Source organism: Streptomyces sp. R-07 (genome assembly GCF_049913175.1).
In the GTDB taxonomy this organism is placed as follows: Bacteria; Actinomycetota; Actinomycetes; order Streptomycetales; family Streptomycetaceae; genus Streptomyces.
In genome coordinates this window covers 7,377,056-7,393,572 of sequence record NZ_CP183978.1, presented here as the reverse complement: position 1 = coordinate 7,393,572, position 16,517 = coordinate 7,377,056, and the positions used below count along the sequence as shown (strand labels likewise).

15 protein-coding genes are annotated in these 16,517 nt (G+C 73.8%); 5 read left to right on the top strand and 10 right to left on the bottom strand.

The genetic code is table 11. The annotated features are described in order from the left end of the window. The first annotated feature begins 1 nt into the window (after position 1). Entirely contained in the window at positions 2–1,357 is a 1,356-nt protein-coding gene (locus ACN9M0_RS33765; protein WP_426404765.1) for a hypothetical protein, read from the top strand. Positions 1,358–1,375: 18 nt separating this feature from the next. Here the strand turns inward: ACN9M0_RS33765 and ACN9M0_RS33760 are convergent, their stop codons facing one another. The 3 genes from ACN9M0_RS33760 to ACN9M0_RS33750 form a co-directional block, all read right to left on the bottom strand. Then, positions 1,376–2,326, bottom strand: a complete 951-nt coding sequence (locus ACN9M0_RS33760; protein ID WP_426404764.1) for a DUF4232 domain-containing protein — start codon at positions 2,324–2,326, stop codon at positions 1,376–1,378. A gap of 707 nt (positions 2,327–3,033) precedes the next feature. Next, positions 3,034–4,425: an NAD(P)/FAD-dependent oxidoreductase gene (locus ACN9M0_RS33755; RefSeq protein WP_399697439.1), complete on the bottom strand. Its 1,392-nt coding sequence runs from the start codon at positions 4,423–4,425 to the stop codon at positions 3,034–3,036. A 140-nt stretch (positions 4,426–4,565) separates the two neighbouring features. After that, positions 4,566–5,417, bottom strand: a complete 852-nt coding sequence (locus tag ACN9M0_RS33750) for a PaaX family transcriptional regulator (RefSeq protein WP_366041419.1) — start codon at positions 5,415–5,417, stop codon at positions 4,566–4,568. Between the two features lie 156 nt (positions 5,418–5,573). Between ACN9M0_RS33750 and ACN9M0_RS33745 the strand changes: the two genes are divergently transcribed. From ACN9M0_RS33745 to ACN9M0_RS33730, 4 genes are read left to right on the top strand one after another with little or no spacing between them, the layout of a single operon-like run. Then, positions 5,574–6,485: an SDR family NAD(P)-dependent oxidoreductase gene (locus ACN9M0_RS33745; protein ID WP_366041420.1), complete on the top strand. Its 912-nt coding sequence runs from the start codon at positions 5,574–5,576 to the stop codon at positions 6,483–6,485. A gap of 14 nt (positions 6,486–6,499) precedes the next feature. Further along, the gene (locus ACN9M0_RS33740) at positions 6,500–7,369 is read left to right on the top strand and encodes an amidohydrolase family protein (RefSeq protein ID WP_399697443.1); all 870 of its coding nucleotides are present in this window, start codon (positions 6,500–6,502) and stop codon (positions 7,367–7,369) included. Positions 7,370–7,379: 10 nt separating this feature from the next. Next, entirely contained in the window at positions 7,380–8,900 is a 1,521-nt protein-coding gene (locus ACN9M0_RS33735) for a long-chain fatty acid--CoA ligase (protein WP_399697445.1), read from the top strand. A 32-nt stretch (positions 8,901–8,932) separates the two neighbouring features. After that, positions 8,933–9,388 (top strand): MaoC family dehydratase, encoded by a 456-nt coding sequence (locus ACN9M0_RS33730; RefSeq protein WP_366041422.1) that lies wholly within the window; start codon positions 8,933–8,935, stop codon positions 9,386–9,388. 67 nt (positions 9,389–9,455) lie between these two features. Here ACN9M0_RS33730 and ACN9M0_RS33725 read toward each other — a convergent pair whose 3' ends face one another. From ACN9M0_RS33725 to ACN9M0_RS33695, 7 genes are all read right to left on the bottom strand, one after another. After that, entirely contained in the window at positions 9,456–10,637 is a 1,182-nt protein-coding gene (locus ACN9M0_RS33725; RefSeq protein ID WP_366041423.1) for a 4-hydroxybenzoate 3-monooxygenase, read from the bottom strand. Between the two features lie 47 nt (positions 10,638–10,684). Continuing rightward, complete coding sequence (gene pcaD, locus ACN9M0_RS33720) at positions 10,685–11,824, bottom strand: 3-oxoadipate enol-lactonase (protein ID WP_366041427.1); 1,140 nt, start codon at positions 11,822–11,824, stop codon at positions 10,685–10,687. A 395-nt stretch (positions 11,825–12,219) separates the two neighbouring features. Then, complete coding sequence (gene pcaB / locus ACN9M0_RS33715) at positions 12,220–13,626, bottom strand: 3-carboxy-cis,cis-muconate cycloisomerase (RefSeq protein ID WP_399697451.1); 1,407 nt, start codon at positions 13,624–13,626, stop codon at positions 12,220–12,222. Continuing rightward, entirely contained in the window at positions 13,613–14,188 is a 576-nt protein-coding gene (gene pcaG, locus ACN9M0_RS33710; protein WP_366042863.1) for a protocatechuate 3,4-dioxygenase subunit alpha, read from the bottom strand. Before pcaG ends, pcaB begins: the two co-directional genes overlap by 14 nt. Further along, the gene (pcaH, locus tag ACN9M0_RS33705) at positions 14,185–14,940 is read right to left on the bottom strand and encodes a protocatechuate 3,4-dioxygenase subunit beta (protein ID WP_426404763.1); all 756 of its coding nucleotides are present in this window, start codon (positions 14,938–14,940) and stop codon (positions 14,185–14,187) included. Before pcaH ends, pcaG begins: the two co-directional genes overlap by 4 nt. After that, complete coding sequence (locus tag ACN9M0_RS33700; protein WP_399697453.1) at positions 14,937–15,641, bottom strand: CoA transferase subunit B; 705 nt, start codon at positions 15,639–15,641, stop codon at positions 14,937–14,939. Before ACN9M0_RS33700 ends, pcaH begins: the two co-directional genes overlap by 4 nt. Continuing rightward, positions 15,638–16,396: a CoA transferase subunit A gene (locus ACN9M0_RS33695; protein ID WP_366042861.1), complete on the bottom strand. Its 759-nt coding sequence runs from the start codon at positions 16,394–16,396 to the stop codon at positions 15,638–15,640. Before ACN9M0_RS33695 ends, ACN9M0_RS33700 begins: the two co-directional genes overlap by 4 nt. Positions 16,397–16,517: the final 121 nt, after the last annotated feature.

Here is a 16,517-nt window from a genome sequence, read left to right as displayed (position 1 = left end):
CATGAAGCGAGCGATACAGATGACCGAACTGAGCCGGATATACGTGGACGAGTGCCTGCGCGGTGACGGCGGCCTCGCGGCGGCCGTCGCCCGGGCGGAGCTGCCTCCGGCCTTCGAGGAGGCCTGGCGCCCGCACCTGCTGCCCCGGCCCTGGTTCGTCCGGGCCTCGGAGACGGCCGCGTTCGCACGGGACCTGGAGGGCCTCTTCGACCTTCTCGTGTCGCTGCCGGAGCGGCTCTTCGACGGGGACGTCGAGCGGTACGCGGCGGAGATCGGGCTCGGTCCGGCGCTGGTGGCGCTGCTCCGCCGGGCCGGGTCCGGCGTACCCGCGAAGTTCGGCCGCGCCGACGCGTACCACGACGGCACCGCGTACAAGCTCCTGGAGTTCAACCTCGGCAGCGAGGTCGGCGGCCTCGACATGGACGTCTTCAACCAGGGGCTGCTGGGGGTCCCCGAGTTCGCCGGCTTCGCGCGCGAGCACGGCCTCGGCCATGTGGACATCGCCGCCCGGATGGCCGGCGTCCTGCGCGACCGGGCCCGGCCCGTGCTGTCCGGCTCCTCGGAACCGGTGATCGGCCTGATCGAGGGGCGCGGCGGCGTCGGCCCGTACGGACGGCTGATGCGCGCCACCCAGGAGGCGATGGCCGAGCAGGGCCTGGACCTGAGGATCGGCGAGATCGGCGACGTACGCGCGCGTGCAGACGGAAAACTCACCCTGGACGGCACCCCGCTCGACCTCGTGCTGCGGAACTTCGCGGCGAGCCAGCTCCTCGACGACCCGGAGGGCCCGGCGGTGGCGGAGCCGTTCTTCCGCGCCCACGAGGCGGGCAGGACCGTGCTGTTCACGTCCCTGGAGAGCGGTCTCTACTCGAACAAGAGCGCCCTCGCCCTGCTCTCGGACCCGCGGTGGAGCAGCGCCTTCGACGCCGACGAGCGGGCTCTGGCGGACCGGGTCCTGCCGTGGAGCCGGACGCTGCGCGCCTCAGGGCCGGCGGAGCTGATCGACCTCTGCCGGGAGCGGCGGGAACGGCTCATCCTCAAGCCCGGGGCCGGGTACGGCGGTCTGGACACGTTCGTCGGCTGGGAGTGCACCGACGCCGACTGGCACAAGGCCCTGGAGCTCGCGGTCCAGCGCGGCGGCTACGTGGCGCAGGAACGGGTCGTGCCGCACCCCGAGCCCGTGTACGACCCGGCGACGGGAACCGTGGACGACTGGATCGCCGCGTTGGGGTTCTTCCTCACCGACGACGGCTACGCGGGCGCGCACGCGCGGGTCAACCGTGCCGACGGCGGCGCGATCGTCGGGATGAGCAGCAACCCGGACACCCGCATGGTGGGGGTGTTCACGCACGCCTGAGGGGACCCAGGAGAGGGGTCAGCCCCTCTCCTCCTTCTTCCAGGGGCCGACGCCCAGCTTGCCCGTCGTGCCGAGGTCGAGTTCGGGGATCACCGTCACCGGGGCGGCGCCGGGCTTCGCCCACACGCGCGCGTAGGGGGCGTTCACGGCGGCTCCGCCCGCGACGGTGTTGCGCCAGACGAGGCCCGCGTACGCCCGCTCGCCGGGCTTCAGCGCCAGCTCTCGCGCCGGGCCCTCGGCCCCGGTGCCCCCGGCGATGGCGTCACCGCCCCGGAGGACCGCCACGCCCTCGACGCGCTCGTGGTCCTCGTCCCGGAGCTCGACGCGGGGGTAGCCCTGGAGCCGGTACGTGCCGGTGCCGCAGTTCTCCAGGTGGAGGCCGACGACGCGCAGGCCCATGGCCGCGTCGCCCTCGTCGGCGTACACGCGCACGCCCGTGGACGGACAGGCGCCGCCTTCGGAGGGCGCCTCGGCGGTCGGGACGCTACGCACCTTCATGACCTTCACGCGCGCGTTCCCGGCGGAATCCGGGGGGAGGTCGCCCGCGGTGACGGTGCGCCGCACGGTCGCCCCGGGGGCGACGGCCGGGACGGTGTCCTCGACGCCCGTCAGCGCCTGCCCCGCCTCCGAGAGGAACTCGAAGGTGACGGTGTAGGTGAAGGGCTCGGTCTCGCGGCTGGTGAGGGAGTAGGCGGCGCAGGGGCGGGGGCCGCCCCCTGGGCCCGTGGTCGCATCCCGGCCGCCGGTCATGCCCGTGCCCGTGATCGTGACGCCGTCCTCGGCCGGTGACGCGGAGGCGGTCGGGGGCTCGGAAGCGTCCTGCGGTCCGGAAGGCTCCGCTCCCCCGCCGCATCCCGCCGTCGCGGTGGCGCCGCCACCTCCGGCGGGTCCCTGGTGCTCGGTTCCGCAGGCCGTGAAGAGCAGGAGGCCTGCGAGGGCGGCGGGAAGGGCGAGGCGGGTACGGCGCATGGGAACAGTTCACCAGGCCGCGCCACCCCGCGAGGAAGGCGGGGGGTGGATGCGGGGCGGGTGGATGCGGGGGGGCGGGTGGACGCGGGGACGGGTGGTGTGGAGCAGGGCCGCCCGAGCGCCTGCCTGACGGGATGGCGGTTGCGGTCGCCAGCGTGGGGCCATGCAGCGACACCGAAGGCGCGACCGGCGCCCCGCCTCTCGGCCTCGAAGGGCGGGGGGTCCGCCACCGCGCGTCCCCGTGCCGGTCGTCGCGGGGGCCGATGTCGTCCTCGTCGGGTACTTCTCCGCCAAGCAGAAGGACTTCGCCGCTCTCATGGACGCGGCGGCCGCCGACCTGACGGCGCACGGTGTCCGGGTGGTGGCGCGGGCCGTGCAGCGCCGTGGTGTCTCCGACGGCGGGGCGCGGAAGATGAGCCTGCCGTTCTCCTCGCGAACCCTCCTGAGGGAGGGAAAGCTCCGTGAGGTGGCCGGGATCGATGCCCATGTAGAGCATGTACATGGCGGCGTTGGCCACCGTGAGCATGGGCATCAGGCGCAGCAGGGCGCCTCGGCCGGCGGCCGGGCCGGGAGGCGGCGCATCCGACTCCGCCGGGTCGGCCGGCCGGACTTCGGTTGCGTTCATGTCGGGTCTCCTCGGCCGCGGCCCCCGGGAGGCGGGCGGTGCGGCGGGTCGTGCGTGAGCGGGAGGGGAGGTGCGGGGTGGGTCAGCTGTCGAAGCCGAGGCCGAAGCGGTCGAGGGTGCGCAGCCAGAGGTTGCGGCGTCCCTCGTTCCGGTCGGCGCGCGCCATGGCCCACTTGGTGATGTTGATGCCGATCGAGCGGACGGGCTCCGGCGGGAACGGCAGCGGCTTGCGGCGTACGAGTTCCAGGCCGGTCCGTTCGGTGTACTCGCCGGCCAGGAGGTCGAGCATCACCTCGGCGCCGAAGCGGGTGGCTCCGACGCCCAGGCCGGTGAAGCCGGCGGCGTAGGCGACCTTGCCTTGGTGACACGTGTCAAAGAAGACGCAGAAACGGGTGCTGGTGTCAATGGCCCCGCCCCAGGCGTGACTGAACCGAACCCCTTCCAGCTGCGGGAACGTCGTGAAGAAATGTTCGGCGAGGGTCGCGTACGTCGCGGGCCGGCGGTCGTGCTCGGCGCGGACCGGGCCGCCGTGGTAGACCGCGTCGTAACCGCCCCAGAGGATGCGGTTGTCGGCGGAGAGCCGCACGTAGTGGAACTGGTTCGCGCAGTCCGCGAAGCCCTGGCGGCGGGTCCAGCCGACGGAGGCGAGCTGCTCCTCGGTGAGCGGCTCGGTCATCAGCGCGTAGTCGTACACGGGGACGGTGTACGGGCGGTGGCGCCGGACGAGCGAGGGGTAGGCGTTGGTGGCGAGCGCGACGCGCCGGGCGGTGATGCGGCCGTAGGGCGTGCCTACGCTCACCACCGCGCCGCGTTCGTCGAGCGAGAGCGCGGGGGTGTGTTCGTGGATGCGGACGCCGAGGTCGAGACAGGCCCGCTTGAGGCCCCAGGCGAGCCGGGCCGGGTTGACCATGGCGACGTCGTCCTGGTTCCACAGCCCGCCGAGGAAGGTCGGGGAGTCGATCTCGGCGCGGACCGCTTCGGCGTCGAGGAGGAGGGGCTTGCCTCCGTAGCGGGCGGCGGCCTCGGCCTCCTCCGCGAGGCCGTCGAGCTGGTACTGCTCGGTGGCGACGACGAGGGAACCGGTGCGCTCCCAGTCGCAGTCGATGCCGTAGCGCTCGATGGCGTCCTCGATGGCCTGGAGGTTCTCGCGGCCGAGGCGCTCCAGGAGGCCGATCTCCTCGGGCCAGCGCTGGAGGCCGTTGGCCAGGCCGTGGGTGAGGCTGGCCTCGCAGAATCCGCCGTTGCGGCCGGAGGCGGCGCCGCCGGCCTCGTCGGCCTCGACGAGCACCACGTCGGCGGAGGGGTCGCGCTCCTTGGCGACGAGGGCGGTCCACAGTCCGGCGTAGCCGCCGCCGACCACGAGGAGGTCGCAGGTGGTGCCGCCGACGAGGGCGGGCTCGGGCTGCGGCCGCCGGGGGTCGTCGAGCCAGAACGGGGTGTGGTCGACGTCCCGGAGCGAGCTGAGGTGGTCCATGGGTGTTCCTTCGGGGTCGCGGAGACGCCCGAGCAGGGGATGTCTCCGAAGTGCCGCCATGAGACTCCGCCGCGCACGACAAGGTCAATGGTGTTGACGTAAGGACCCCGAGCGCGGCCGGCACCCGGACGCCCCGCAGGTCACCCCTCCGGTTCCCAGCGGTCCAGGATCTCGTCCGCGATCCGCCGGGCCCCCGGCTCGTAGCGTGCGGAGAGCTCGCGGAAGAGCGTCTCGGCACCCTCGGCCGGCCAGTCGGCGGGCAGGTGCTCGGCGGGGAGGTGCGGGTCGCGGCGGACCAGGTCGAGCCAGTCGGTGTGGAGCAGGAGCAGCCGGCCCAGGTCGTCGCGCGCCTCGGCGGGAGCGGCGCCGGAGCCCCAGCGGGTCAGGAAGGCGCGGTAGCCGTCGGCGATCGCGTCCACGTCGAAGGCGGTACGGAGCAGGGGGCCGGCCTCGGTGGGTGCGGCGGCCTCGCCGTGGAAGGCCCTGATACGGTCCCCGAACTCGGCCGCGATGGGGGTGACGTCCACACGCCCGGGGGCCACCCAGAGGCCGCTCTGCAGTGGGCCGAAGCCCGCCCAGACGAGGCGGGAGCGCAGGTCGTGGCGTTCCCGGCGCCAGGATTCGGGCAGCGAGAAGCCGACCAGGGTCCAGGTGCCGTCCCAGGCGCGGTTGACGGCGCCGGTGCGATGGATGCGCTCCTCGCCGTCGGCGAGGACCTCCGCGGCGCGCGGCGTGAGCGAGAAGTACATCCGGCGGCCGCGCCGGTGCCGTTCGAGGAGCCCCCGGCCGACCATGCGGGTCAGGGTCGAGCGGACGGCGTCCTCGCCGACGTCCACGCGGGCGAAGGCGTCGATCACGCTCGCCGAGGACAGGGCGGTCCCGGTGCGGAGGACGTGGATGCCGAAGAAGCTCAGCATCAGGGACTGGGGGCGGGGCGGAGATCCGGGTTCGGGGAGGGGTCCGGTCTCGGCGGTCGGGGCGGGCTGCGTCACGGGGACAGCGTAGGGCGGGTTCCGGGGATCCACCCTCAATATTCGGCAATTCATTGACGGCCGACACGAGAATGCCTAACTTGTTCGCTCGACGGTGCGTGCCCGGTCGCGATTCCCCGCGCCCCGCACCGCGTTCACGGGAAAGGACCCCCGTTCATGACTCATGTGGATCTCTCCGGCAAGGTCGCCGTCGTCACCGGCAGCGGCCGCGGACTCGGCCTCGCCTACGCCCGCTCGCTCGCCGCCGCCGGCGCCGCGGTGGTGATCAACGACGTGGACACCGAGGCCGCCGCCGAGGCCGTGCGCCTGATCACCGCCGAGGGCGGGCAGGCCGTCGCCGAGGTGGTCCCGGTCGGCTCCACCGAGGCCGCCGAGGCCCTCGTCGCCCGCGCCGTCGACAGCTACGGCCGGCTCGACGTCATGGTCACCAACGCCGGCATCCTGCGGGATCGCGTGCTGTGGAAGATGACCGACGAGGACTTCGACACCGTCGTCGAGGTGCACCTGCGCGGCACCTTCACCTGCGTGCGCGCCGCCGTCGAGCGGATGCGCGCCCAGGGCGAGGGCGGCCGGATCGTGGTCGCCGGCTCCCCCGCCGGGCAGCGCGGCAACTTCGGACAGACCAACTACGCCGCGGCCAAGGCCGGGATCGCCGCCATGGTGCGCACCTGGGGCATGGAGCTGGCGAAGGCCGGCATCACCGCGAACGCCGTCATCCCGGTCGCCGCGACCGCGATGACCAAGACGATCCCCGTCTTCGCCCCGCACGTCGAGGCCCTGGAGCGGGACGGCATCGCGTTCCCCGACAGCCTGCGCAAGGGCGAGGGCTTCGGCACTCCCGAGGACGTCGCGGGTCTGGTGACCTTCCTCGCCTCGGACGCCTCCGCCGGAGTGACCGGCCAGTGCGTCGGCATCGGCGGCGACAAGCTCTCGCTGTGGTCGCACCCGCAGGAGGTGTCGGTGGCGTACGCCGACGGGGGCTGGAGCGCGGACGCGATCGCGGCCTCCTGGCCTGTGACCGTGGGCCGCACCCCCGAGACCTTCGGCATCCCGGCGCCGCAGCTGTGAGCGGCCGCGGCCCGATGGACGTCCACGCGCTCGTCGCCATCGACATGCACACCCACGCCGAGGTGTCCGAGAAGGGCGGGGCGTCGCTCTCCGCCGAGCTCGACGCCGCCGCCGGCGCGTACTTCAAGGCGGAGCACCGCCATCCCACGCTGCCCGAGATCGCCACGTACTACCGCGAGCGGCGGATGGCCTGCGTGGTGTTCACGGTGGACGCGGAGTCGGCTACCGGCACCCCGCCGGTGCCGAACGAGGAGATCGCCGAGGCCGCGCTCGCGAACCCGGACGTGATCATCCCGTTCGCCGGTGTCGATCCGTACAAGGGAAAGGCGGCGGTCCGTCAGATCCGGCGGCTCGTCGAGGAGTTCGGGGTCAAGGGCTTCAAGTTCCACCCGAACATCCAGGCCTTCCACCCCAACGACCGGATGGCGTATCCGCTGTACGAGGCGATCGAGGAGGCCGGCGCGATCGCGGTCTTCCACACCGGGCAGACGGGCATCGGCGCGGGCGCTCCCGGCGGCGGGGGCATCCGGCTGAAGTACTCGAACCCGATGGACGTGGACGACGTCGCCGCGGACTTCCCCGGGATGAGGATCGTCCTCGCCCACCCGTCCTTCCCCTGGCAGGACGAGGCACTCGCGGTGGCCACCCACAAGCCGCAGGTGTACATCGACCTGTCGGGCTGGTCGCCGAAGTACTTTCCGCCGCAGCTGGTCCGGTACGCCAACAGCCTCCTGAAGGACAAGGTGCTGTTCGGCTCCGACTTCCCGCTGCTCGCCCCGGACCGCTGGCTGGCCGACTTCGCGGAGCTCCCGATCAAGGACGAGGTCCGTCCGAAGATCCTCAAGGAGAACGCGGCCGCGCTGCTCGGTCTCACCGGACGCTGAGGGGTACCCCATGCGCAACCAGGGCATCGGCTCCTGGCCCGCCCGCCGCAACCGCAAATCGCCCCGGCGCACCGCGCTCCTGCACGAGGGCCGGGCGATCGAATACGCCGAACTCCACGACCGCTGCACCCGGTTGGCCCACGCCCTGCGAGGTGCCGGGGTCGGGCGAGGTGACCGGGTGGCGTATCTCGGCCCCAACCATCCGGCGTACCTGGAGACGCTCTTCGCGACCGGTCTCCTCGGTGCGGTGTTCGTCCCGCTCAACACCCGGCTCGCCGTACCCGAGTTGCTCCACCAGCTGACCGACTCGGGCAGCGGCGTCCTGGTGCACGCCGGACAGCCGGCCGAGCGGGTGACGGAGCTGGCCGCGGGAGCGGCCGTCGCCACCGTCCTCGCCGTGGACGGCGGGCCGGGCGCCTCCTACGAGGAGCGGCTCGCGGCCGCGTCGGCGGAGCCGGTCGACGAGGAGGTGGGCCACGAGGACGTCTGCCTCATCATGTACACCTCGGGGACCACGGGCCGCTCCAAGGGCGCCGTCCTCACCCACGGCAACGTCGTCTGGAACAGCCTCAACGTCCTCGTGGACACCGATCTCGCCGGCGACGAGGTGGCCCTGGTCTCCGCGCCGCTGTTCCACACGGCGGCCCTCAACATGAGCTGCCTGCCGACCCTGCTCAAGGGCGGCACGGTCCTCCTGGAGTCCTCCTTCGACCCGGACCGCACCCTGCGGCTGATCGAACGGCACCGGGTGACCTGCATGTTCGGCGTACCGACGATGTACGACGCGATGGCGGCGGCCCCCGGCTGGACGGACGCGGACCTGACCAGTCTGCGCAACCTGCTGTGCGGCGGCGCGCCGGTGCCGAGCCGCACCGCGCGCGCCTATCTCGACCGGGACCTCGCCTTCGTCCAGGGGTACGGCATGACGGAGACCGCGCCGGGAGCCCTGATCCTGGACCGGGCGGACTCGCTCACCCGGGCCGGTTCGGCGGGCGTCCCGCACTTCTTCACCGACGTACGGGTGCTGCTGCCGTCCGGCGAGGAGGCGGCGCCCGGCGAGAAGGGCGAGGTCGTCGTCGCGGGACCGAACGTCACCCCGGGCTACTGGAACCTCCCGGAGGCGACCGCCGCGGCCTTCCGCGACGGGGGGCGCTTTCGGTCGGGCGACGTGGCCACCGTCGACGAGGACGGCTACGTACGGCTCGTCGACCGCCTCAAGGACATGATCATCTCGGGCGGGGAGAACATCTACCCGGCCGAGGTCGAGGACGCACTGCTCGGGCACCCGGACGTCGCCGAGGCGGCCGTCATCGGCGTGCCCGACGCCCGCTGGGGCGAGGTGGGACGCGCCGTCGTCGTCACCCGCGCCGGGGCGACCGTCACGGAAGGGGAGCTGATCGCCCACCTGGAGGGCCGGCTCGCCCGCTACAAGATCCCGCGGAGCGTCGTCCTCGTTCCCGAACTCCCCCGCAACGCCGCCGGAAAGCTGCTCAAGGCCCCCATCCGGGCCCGCTACGGCGCCGACCTCTGAACATCCCCTCCATCCCCATGAGGAGTACCACCATGGCTCTCACCGTGCACGGCATCGACGGGATCAAGGCCCAGGCCGGGGCCGACCTCGGACACAGCTCCTGGGTCGAGATCGCCCAGCCCCGCGTCGACACCTTCGCCGACGCCACCGACGACCACCAGTGGATCCACGTCGACACCGAGCGCGCCGCCGCGGGCCCCTTCGGCGGCACCATCGCCCACGGCTACCTGACGCTCTCGCTGCTCATCCCGATGTGGAGCGAGCTGCTCCAGGTCGAGGGCGTGTCGATGGCCGTCAACTACGGCCTGAACAAGGTCCGTTTCCCCTCCCCCGTGCGCGTCGGTTCGAAGATCCGCACGCACGGCCGCGTGGTGTCCGTGGAGGACGTCAAGGGCGGTGTCGAGGTCGTCGTGGACCTGACCGTGGAGATCGACGGCGTCGCCAAGCCGGCGTGCGTCGCCCAGGCGGTGTACCGCTTCTTCGCCTGACCTTGCCCGTACGCGGAAGGGGGCGTCTGCTTCGCGCAGCCGCCCCCTTCCGCGTACCGACGATCCGTCAGTCCGTCCTGAAACCCACGTAGTTCTCGGCGAGGGAGGCCGAGGCGGCCTCCGAACCCGCCAGGTAGCGCAGGTGCGAGAGGCGCAGTTCGCGGTCGAAGCCGGACTCCGCGGGGTCGGCGTGGAGCAGGGTCGTCATCGTGTACGAGAAGTGCTCGGCCCGCCAGATCCGGCGCAGCGCGGTCTCCGAGTACGCGTCGACGGCCGTCTCGTCCCCGTCCCTGTGATGGCGGGTGAGGGCCTGGGCGAGCAGCGTGACGTCGGCGACGGCGAGGTTGAGGCCCTTGGCACCGGTCGGCGGCACGATGTGGGCGGCGTCGCCGGCGAGGAACAGGCGGCCGTGGCGCAGGGGTTCGGCGACGAAGCTGCGCATCGGGGTGATGCTCTTCTCGGTGATCGGGCCGCGCCGCAGCGACCAGTCGCCGTCGACGGCGAAGCGGGTGTCCAGCTCGTCCCAGATCCGCTCGTCGGACCAGTTGTCGACGCTGTCGTCCGGGTCCACCTGGAGGTAGAGCCGGCTGACCTGCGGCGAGCGCATGCTGTGCAGGGCGAAGCCGCGCTCGTGGTGGGCGTAGATCAGCTCGTCGCAGGAGGGCGGGACGTCGGCGAGGATGCCCAGCCAGGAGAACGGGTACGTGCGCTCGACCACGGTGAGCAGGTCCTCGGGGAGGGACCGGCGGCCGATGCCGTGGAAGCCGTCGCAGGCGACGACGTACGCGCACTCCAGGATCGATTCCGTGCCCTCGTGGCGGTAGCGGATGGTGGGCCGGTCGGTCTCGGCACCGTCCACGGAGAGGGCCTCGGCCTCGAAGAGGACCGTTCCGCCGTCCTTCAGGCGCAGTTCGATGAGGTCCTTCACGACCTCGGTCTGGGCGTAGACCATGACGGAGCGGCCGCCGGTCAGGGACGGGAAGTCGATGCGGTGGGAGCGGCGGTCGAAGCGGAGCTCGATGCCGTGGTGCTCCAGGCCCTGGCGGTCCATCCGGGCGCCGGCGCCGGAGGCGCGCAGCACGTCGACGGTGTCCTGTTCGAGGATGCCGGCGCGCTGGCGGCGCTCGACGTACTGCCGGTCGCGCAGTTCGAGGACGACGCTGTCGATGCCCTGCTGGTGGAGCAGGTGGGAGAGGAGGAGACCGGCGGGACCGGCTCCGATGATGCCGACGGTGGTGGTGCGGGGCATGGGTGGCTCCGTGAAGGGTCGGTGGAGACAGGGGCAGGAGGAGGGCGCTAGGCGGAGGGCGCGTCCTCGGCGAGGACGCGCTGGGCCGTGGCGAACGCGGCGTTGGCCGCGGGGACACCGCAGTAGACGGCGGAGTGCAGCAGGACCTCCCCGATGTCCTCGGGGGTGAGTCCGTTGCGCACGGCGGCCCGGACGTGCAGGGCCAGCTCCTCCAGGTGACCGTGGGCGACCAGGGCGGTGAGGGTGATGCAGCTGCGGGTGCGGCGGTCGAGTCCCGGACGGGTCCAGATCTCTCCCCAGGCGCAGCGGGTGATGTAGTCCTGGAAGTCCGCGGTGAGCGCCGTCGTCCGGGCGACGGCCCGGTCGACGTGCGCGTCGCCGAGGACCGCGCGGCGGACGGCCATGCCCTGGGCGTGCCGGCTGCCGTCGTCGGCGGGTGCGCCGAAGTGGCCGAGGAGCGCGGTGAGGACGGCCTGCGGGCGTTCGGCGGGGGCCAGGTGGGAGGCGCCGGCGAGTTCGAGGAGGCCCGCGTCGGGGATGGCGTCGGCGAGCTCGCGGGAGTGGGCGGGCGGCGTGGCCGGGTCGGCCCGGCCGGCGACGACCAGGGTCGGGGCGGTGATCCGGCCCAGCGCCTCGCGAAGGTCGTACGTGGCGAGGGCGTCGCAGCAGGCCGCGTAGCCGGCCGGGTCGGCGGCCCTCAGGTCGGCGAGGAGCCGGTCGGCGGTCCGGGTGGAGGCGAAGCCGGGCGTGAACCAGCGGGCGGCCATCGTCTCGGCCAGGGGTGCGGTGCCCTCGGCCCGGACGAGCGCGGCGCGCTCGCGCCAGGCCTCCGGCGCGCCGAAGCGGGCCGAGGAGCAGACGACGGCGAGACCGGTGACCCGCTCGGGGTGGTGGACGGCGAGGTGGGTGCCGACGGCGCCGCCGAGGGAGATGCCCGCGTAGCCGAAGCGCTCGGCGCCGAGGTGGTCGGCGAGTTCGAGGACGAGGGCGGCGAGACCGGCGACGGTCGCGGCCCCGGGGGCGGTGTCGGGGAGGGCGTCGGCCGGGGTGCCGCCGTGCCCGGGGAGGTCCCAGCGGACCACCCGGTGGTGCCGGGCGAGGGCGGCGGTCTGCGCGTCCCAGACGGAGAGGGAGGTGCCGAGGGAGGGCCCGAGAATGAGGACGGGGGCGTCGGCGGGGCCGTCGATGCGGTGGTGAAGGGCGGGGGCACGGCGGACGGCTCGCGGCTCGGCGGTGCCGGGGGCGCCGGTCGCGGCTGTGGTGGCGGTCGCCTCCGTGGCGCCGGTCGCGGCCGTGGGGGCGGTCGCCTCCGTGGTGCTCGCCTGCGCGGTGGCGGACGCGTACGTGGTGGCGGACGCGCCCGCAGGGCCGGTGGCCTCCGTGGCGCCGGTCGCGGCCGTGGGGGCGGTCGCCTCCGTGGTGCTCGCCTGCGCGGTGGCGGACGCGTACGTGGTGGCGGACGCGCCCGCAGGGCCGGTGGCCTCCGTGGCGCCGGTCGCGGCCGTGGGGGCGGTGGCCTCCGTGGCGCCGGTCGCGGCCGTGGGGCCGGGTCCGCCGGGCGTGTTCGTGGTCGTGTCGGTTGTCATGCCGGGCCTTCCCGGTCGGTGGAGGGGTTTCTCCGGAGGGCGTGGTCGACGAGTCGGGGCGCTGCGCCGGTCGCGGTGGCCGGGTCCGTCAGGGACTTGAGGCGGTCCGGAGTGACCACATCGGCGAGTTCCGGGGCCACGGCGAGGACGTCCGCGAGGTGGCGGCGCTCCGTGAGGGCACGGTGGGCTGCCCCGTCGAGGAGTCGCCGGGCGGCGGCGCGGCCGAGGAGCCCGGCGAGCTCCGCGGCGAGGCGTTCGCTCGCCACCAGGCCCCGCGTCCGCTGCAGGTTCTCCCGCATCCGGCCGGGGAAGACCCGGAGGCCCTCGGCGAGCGCCGCCATGTGGTGGGCGGAGCCGCCGGCGAGGCGGAGGAGTTCGCGCAGGGTCTGCCATTCGGCGTGCCAGGCGCCGGCCGGGCGCTCGTCCTCGGCGACGAGCGAGCCGAGGAGGACGGCGGCGAGCGCGGGCGCCTGCCGGGCGGCAGCGGCGACGAGGGTGGCGTGGACGGGGTTGTTCTTGTGGGGCATCGCGGAGGACCCGCCGCCCTCGCCCTCGGCGAGTTCACCGGTCTCGGTGCGGCTGAGCAGCAGCACGTCGGCGGCCGGCTTGCCGAGCGCGGCCGCGGTGAAGGCGAGCGCGGTGCCGAGGTCGGCGACGGGGGTGCGCAGGGTGTGCCACGGCAGGGCCGGCGCTGCGAGGCCGAGTTCCCGCGCGTAGGCCTCGGCGAGGGCGGGCCCGCTGCCCGGCGCCCCGGCCAGCTGCTCGAACGCCGCCAAGGTCCCCGCCGCGCCGCCGAGTTGGGCCGGGAGTGTGAGGGCGCTGAGCCGGTCGGCCGCGTCGAGGACGAGGCTGCGCCAGCCCGCCGCCTTGAGCCCGAAGGTCGTGGGGACGGCGTGCTGGGTGAGGGTGCGGCCGGCCATCGGGGTGTCGCGGTGCTCGGCGGCGAGTCTCCCGAGGGCGGCGGCGGCGCGGTGCAGCGGGGCCGTGACGAGGGGCAGGGCGCGGGCCGCGACGAGCATCGCGGCCGTGTCCATGATGTCCTGGCTGGTCGCGCCCCGGTGGACGTAGGGGGCGGCCTCCTCCGGCACGGCGGCGGTCAGTTCGGCGACGAGGGGGATGACGGGGTTGCCGCCGCTCCGGGCACGGAGGGCGAGCGCGCGGAGGTCGTACCGGTCGGTGCGGGACGCGGCCTCGGTGACGGCGGCGGCGGCCTCGGCGGGTGCGTGGCCGAGGGCGGCCTGGGCGCGGGTGAGCGCTGCCTCCGCGTCCAGCATGGCCCGGAGGAACGCGCGGTCGCCGGTGGCCGCCTCGGCGTCGCTGCCGGCGCGGACGGGGGCGAGGAGCCCGACGTCGTACGGTTCCTCCTCCTCGTACCGCCGCTCCGGGATGTCAGCGGAAGTCAAGGAACACCGTCTCCTCCGGGCCCTGGAGGCGGACGTCGAAGCGCAGGGTGCGGGGTCCGGTCTCGGTCGCGAGCAGGGTGGCTCGCCGCTCGGGCGGGAGCGAGGCGAGCAGCGGGTCGCCCTCGGCGGCCGGGCCCGGGAGGTAGACGCGGGTGAAGAGGTGGTGCAGGAGGCCGCGGGCGAAGACGCAGACGGAGAGGTACGGCGCTCCGGCGGGCGGCAGGGTGCGGACCGCCCACCGGCCGTCGGCGTCGGTGGCGACCCGGCCGAAGCCGGTGAAGGTGACGCCGTCGCGCCCTGCGTGGCCGCCGGTGACGGGGTCCTTGCGGAGGGAGCCGGGGGCGCCGGTCCGGTCGCCGTCGGGTCCGGGCTGCCAGATCTCCAGGAGCGCGTCGGGGACGGGGGCGCCGGCTCCGTCGTACACGCGGCCGTGGACGGTGAGCGTGTCCGGGTGCCCGGCGGGGGCGATGTCGGGGCCGCCGGGGAAGGGCAGCGCGTAGCCGTAGAAGGGGCCGACGGTCTGGGAGGGCGTCGGGGACGCGGGGCTGGGCGTGCCGGTCATCGGCCTTCCTCCATCCAGGTCGCGGCGGGTCCGTCGAGGACGATGTCCCAGCGGTAGCCGAGGGCGTGTTCGGGGGTGGTGAGGCCGTGGTCGTAGCCGGCGACGAGGCGGTCGCGGGCGGAGTCGTCGGTGACCGACTGGAGGATGGGATCGTAGGCGAAGAGCGGGTCGCCGGGGAAGTACATCTGGGTGACGAGCCGCTGGGTGAACGCGCTGCCGAAGAAGGAGAAGTGGATGTGCGCGGGGCGCCAGGCGTTGGAGTGGTTGCGCCAGGGGTAGGCGCCGGGGCGGATCGTGGTGAAGCGGTACGTGCCCCGGTCGTCGGTCAGGCAGCGGCCGGCGCCGGTGAAGTGGGGGTCGAGCGGGGCCGGGTGCTGGTCGAGCTGGTGGGCGTAGCGTCCGGCGGCGTTGGCCTGCCAGATCTCGACGAGCTGTCCGCGCACGGGGCGGCCGGCGCGGTCGAGGACCTGTCCGGTGATGGTCATCCGCTCGCCGAGGGGTTCGCCGGTGGCGCCGAGGGTGAGGTCGGCGTCGAGCGCGGTGACGTCGGTGACGCCGAAGACCGGCCCGGAGAGTTCGACGGCCTCGGGGTCGCGGACGGCGATCAGGGGGTGGTGCGGGTGGCGCAGCGCGCTGCTGCGGTAGGGCGGGTAGTCGCGGGCGGGGTGGTGCCGGGTCTCGCCGGCGCGACGGTACTCCTCCCGCTGGGTCGCTATCTCCTGGGAGATGTCGTGCTGGGTCGGGGTGGTCACGCGATGTCCTCCTTCACGGGAGCCGCCGTCGGGCGGATGTCTGCCTTCACCGGGTCCGCCGTCGGGCGGAGGTCTGCCTGCACGGGTGCCGCCGTCAGGCGGACGAGGTCCTCGGGGGTGACTCCGGGGGCGGTCTCGACGAGCCGGAGTCCGTCCTCGGTGACGTCCAGGACGCCGAGGTCGGTGATGATCCGGTCGACGCAGCCCCGGCCGGTGAGCGGCAGGGAGCACTCCTCGACGATCTTGGGGGTGCCGTCCTTGGCGGTGTGCTCCATGAGGACGACGACCCGGCGGGCTCCGTGGACGAGGTCCATGGCGCCGCCCATGCCCTTGACCATGCGGCCGGGGATCATCCAGTTGGCGAGGTCGCCGCGGGCGGAGACCTGCATGGCGCCGAGGATCGCGGTGTCGATGTGTCCGCCGCGGATCATGCCGAAGGAGAGCGCGGAGTCGAAGAACGCGGCGCCGGGCAGGACGGTGACCGTCTCCTTGCCCGCGTTGATGAGGTCGGGGTCGACCTCGTCCTCGTAGGGGTAGGGGCCGACGCCGAGGAGTCCGTTCTCCGAGTGGAGGACGACGTCGACGCCGTCGGGGAGGAAGTTCGGTACGCGGGTGGGCAGCCCGATGCCGAGGTTGACGTACGAACCGTCCGTCAGCTCGCGGGCGGCGCGGGCCGCCATCTCGTCCCTGGTCCAGCTCATCGGGTGCGTACCGTCCTTCGTTCGATGCCCTTGTCGGCGGCCTGGGCGGGGGTGAGCGCCAGGACCCGCTGGACGAAGACGCCCGGCAGGTGGACCTGGTCGGGGTCGAGCTCGCCGGGTTCGACGAGCTCCTCGACCTCGGCGACGGTGATCCGGCCGGCCATGGCGGCGAGCGGGTTGAAGTTGCGGGCGGCGCGGGCGAAGACGAGGTTGCCGTGGCGGTCGCCGCGGGCCGCGCGGACCAGGGCGAAGTCGGTGGTGATCCCGTGTTCGAGGACGTACGGGCGTCCGTCGTACTGGCGGGTCTCCTTGGGCGGGGAGGCGACGGCGACGGTTCCGTCCTCCGCGTACCGCCAGGGCAGTCCGCCGTCGGCGGCCTGGGTGCCGACGCCGGCCGGGGTGAAGAAGGCGGGGATGCCGCAGCCGCCGGCGCGCAGCCGTTCGGCCAGGGTGCCTTGGGGGGTGAGTTCCAGCTCCAGTTCGCCGCCCAGGTAGCGGCGGGCGAACTCCTTGTTGTCGCCGATGTAGGAGCCGGTGACGCGGCTGATCCGGCCGGCGGCGAGGAGGATGCCCAGGCCTCCGCCGTCGACGCCGCAGTTGTTGGAGACCACGGAGAGGTCTCCGGGGCCGCGGGCGTGCAGGGCGCGGATGAGCACGTCCGGTACGCCGCTCAGCCCGAAGCCTCCGACGGCGAGTGAGGCGCCGTCCTCGATGTCCGCCACCGCTTCGGCGGCACTGGCGACCACTTTGTCCATGTAACGACCCGTTTCACTGAGGATTGACGCTGCGGGTGTTCGCCTGCTGAACTTGCGTTCAGAAATTTGGCGGGGGTGAGTGTCCATCCGCGCCAGGGGCCGTGTCAACGGCGCGGGTACG

Coding starts and splice junctions, on each gene's coding strand:
- ACN9M0_RS33765 (WP_426404765.1), top strand. CDS start 2: ATGAAGCGAGCGATACAGATGACCGAACTGAGCCGGATATACGTGGAC.
- ACN9M0_RS33760 (WP_426404764.1), bottom strand. CDS start 2,326: ATGCGCCGTACCCGCCTCGCCCTTCCCGCCGCCCTCGCAGGCCTCCTG.
- ACN9M0_RS33755 (WP_399697439.1), bottom strand. CDS start 4,425: ATGGACCACCTCAGCTCGCTCCGGGACGTCGACCACACCCCGTTCTGG.
- ACN9M0_RS33745 (WP_366041420.1), top strand. CDS start 5,574: ATGACTCATGTGGATCTCTCCGGCAAGGTCGCCGTCGTCACCGGCAGC.
- ACN9M0_RS33740 (WP_399697443.1), top strand. CDS start 6,500: ATGGACGTCCACGCGCTCGTCGCCATCGACATGCACACCCACGCCGAG.
- ACN9M0_RS33735 (WP_399697445.1), top strand. CDS start 7,380: ATGCGCAACCAGGGCATCGGCTCCTGGCCCGCCCGCCGCAACCGCAAA.
- ACN9M0_RS33730 (WP_366041422.1), top strand. CDS start 8,933: ATGGCTCTCACCGTGCACGGCATCGACGGGATCAAGGCCCAGGCCGGG.
- ACN9M0_RS33725 (WP_366041423.1), bottom strand. CDS start 10,637: ATGCCCCGCACCACCACCGTCGGCATCATCGGAGCCGGTCCCGCCGGT.
- pcaG (WP_366042863.1), bottom strand. CDS start 14,188: ATGACCGGCACGCCCAGCCCCGCGTCCCCGACGCCCTCCCAGACCGTC.
- ACN9M0_RS33700 (WP_399697453.1), bottom strand. CDS start 15,641: ATGAGCTGGACCAGGGACGAGATGGCGGCCCGCGCCGCCCGCGAGCTG.
- ACN9M0_RS33695 (WP_366042861.1), bottom strand. CDS start 16,396: ATGGACAAAGTGGTCGCCAGTGCCGCCGAAGCGGTGGCGGACATCGAG.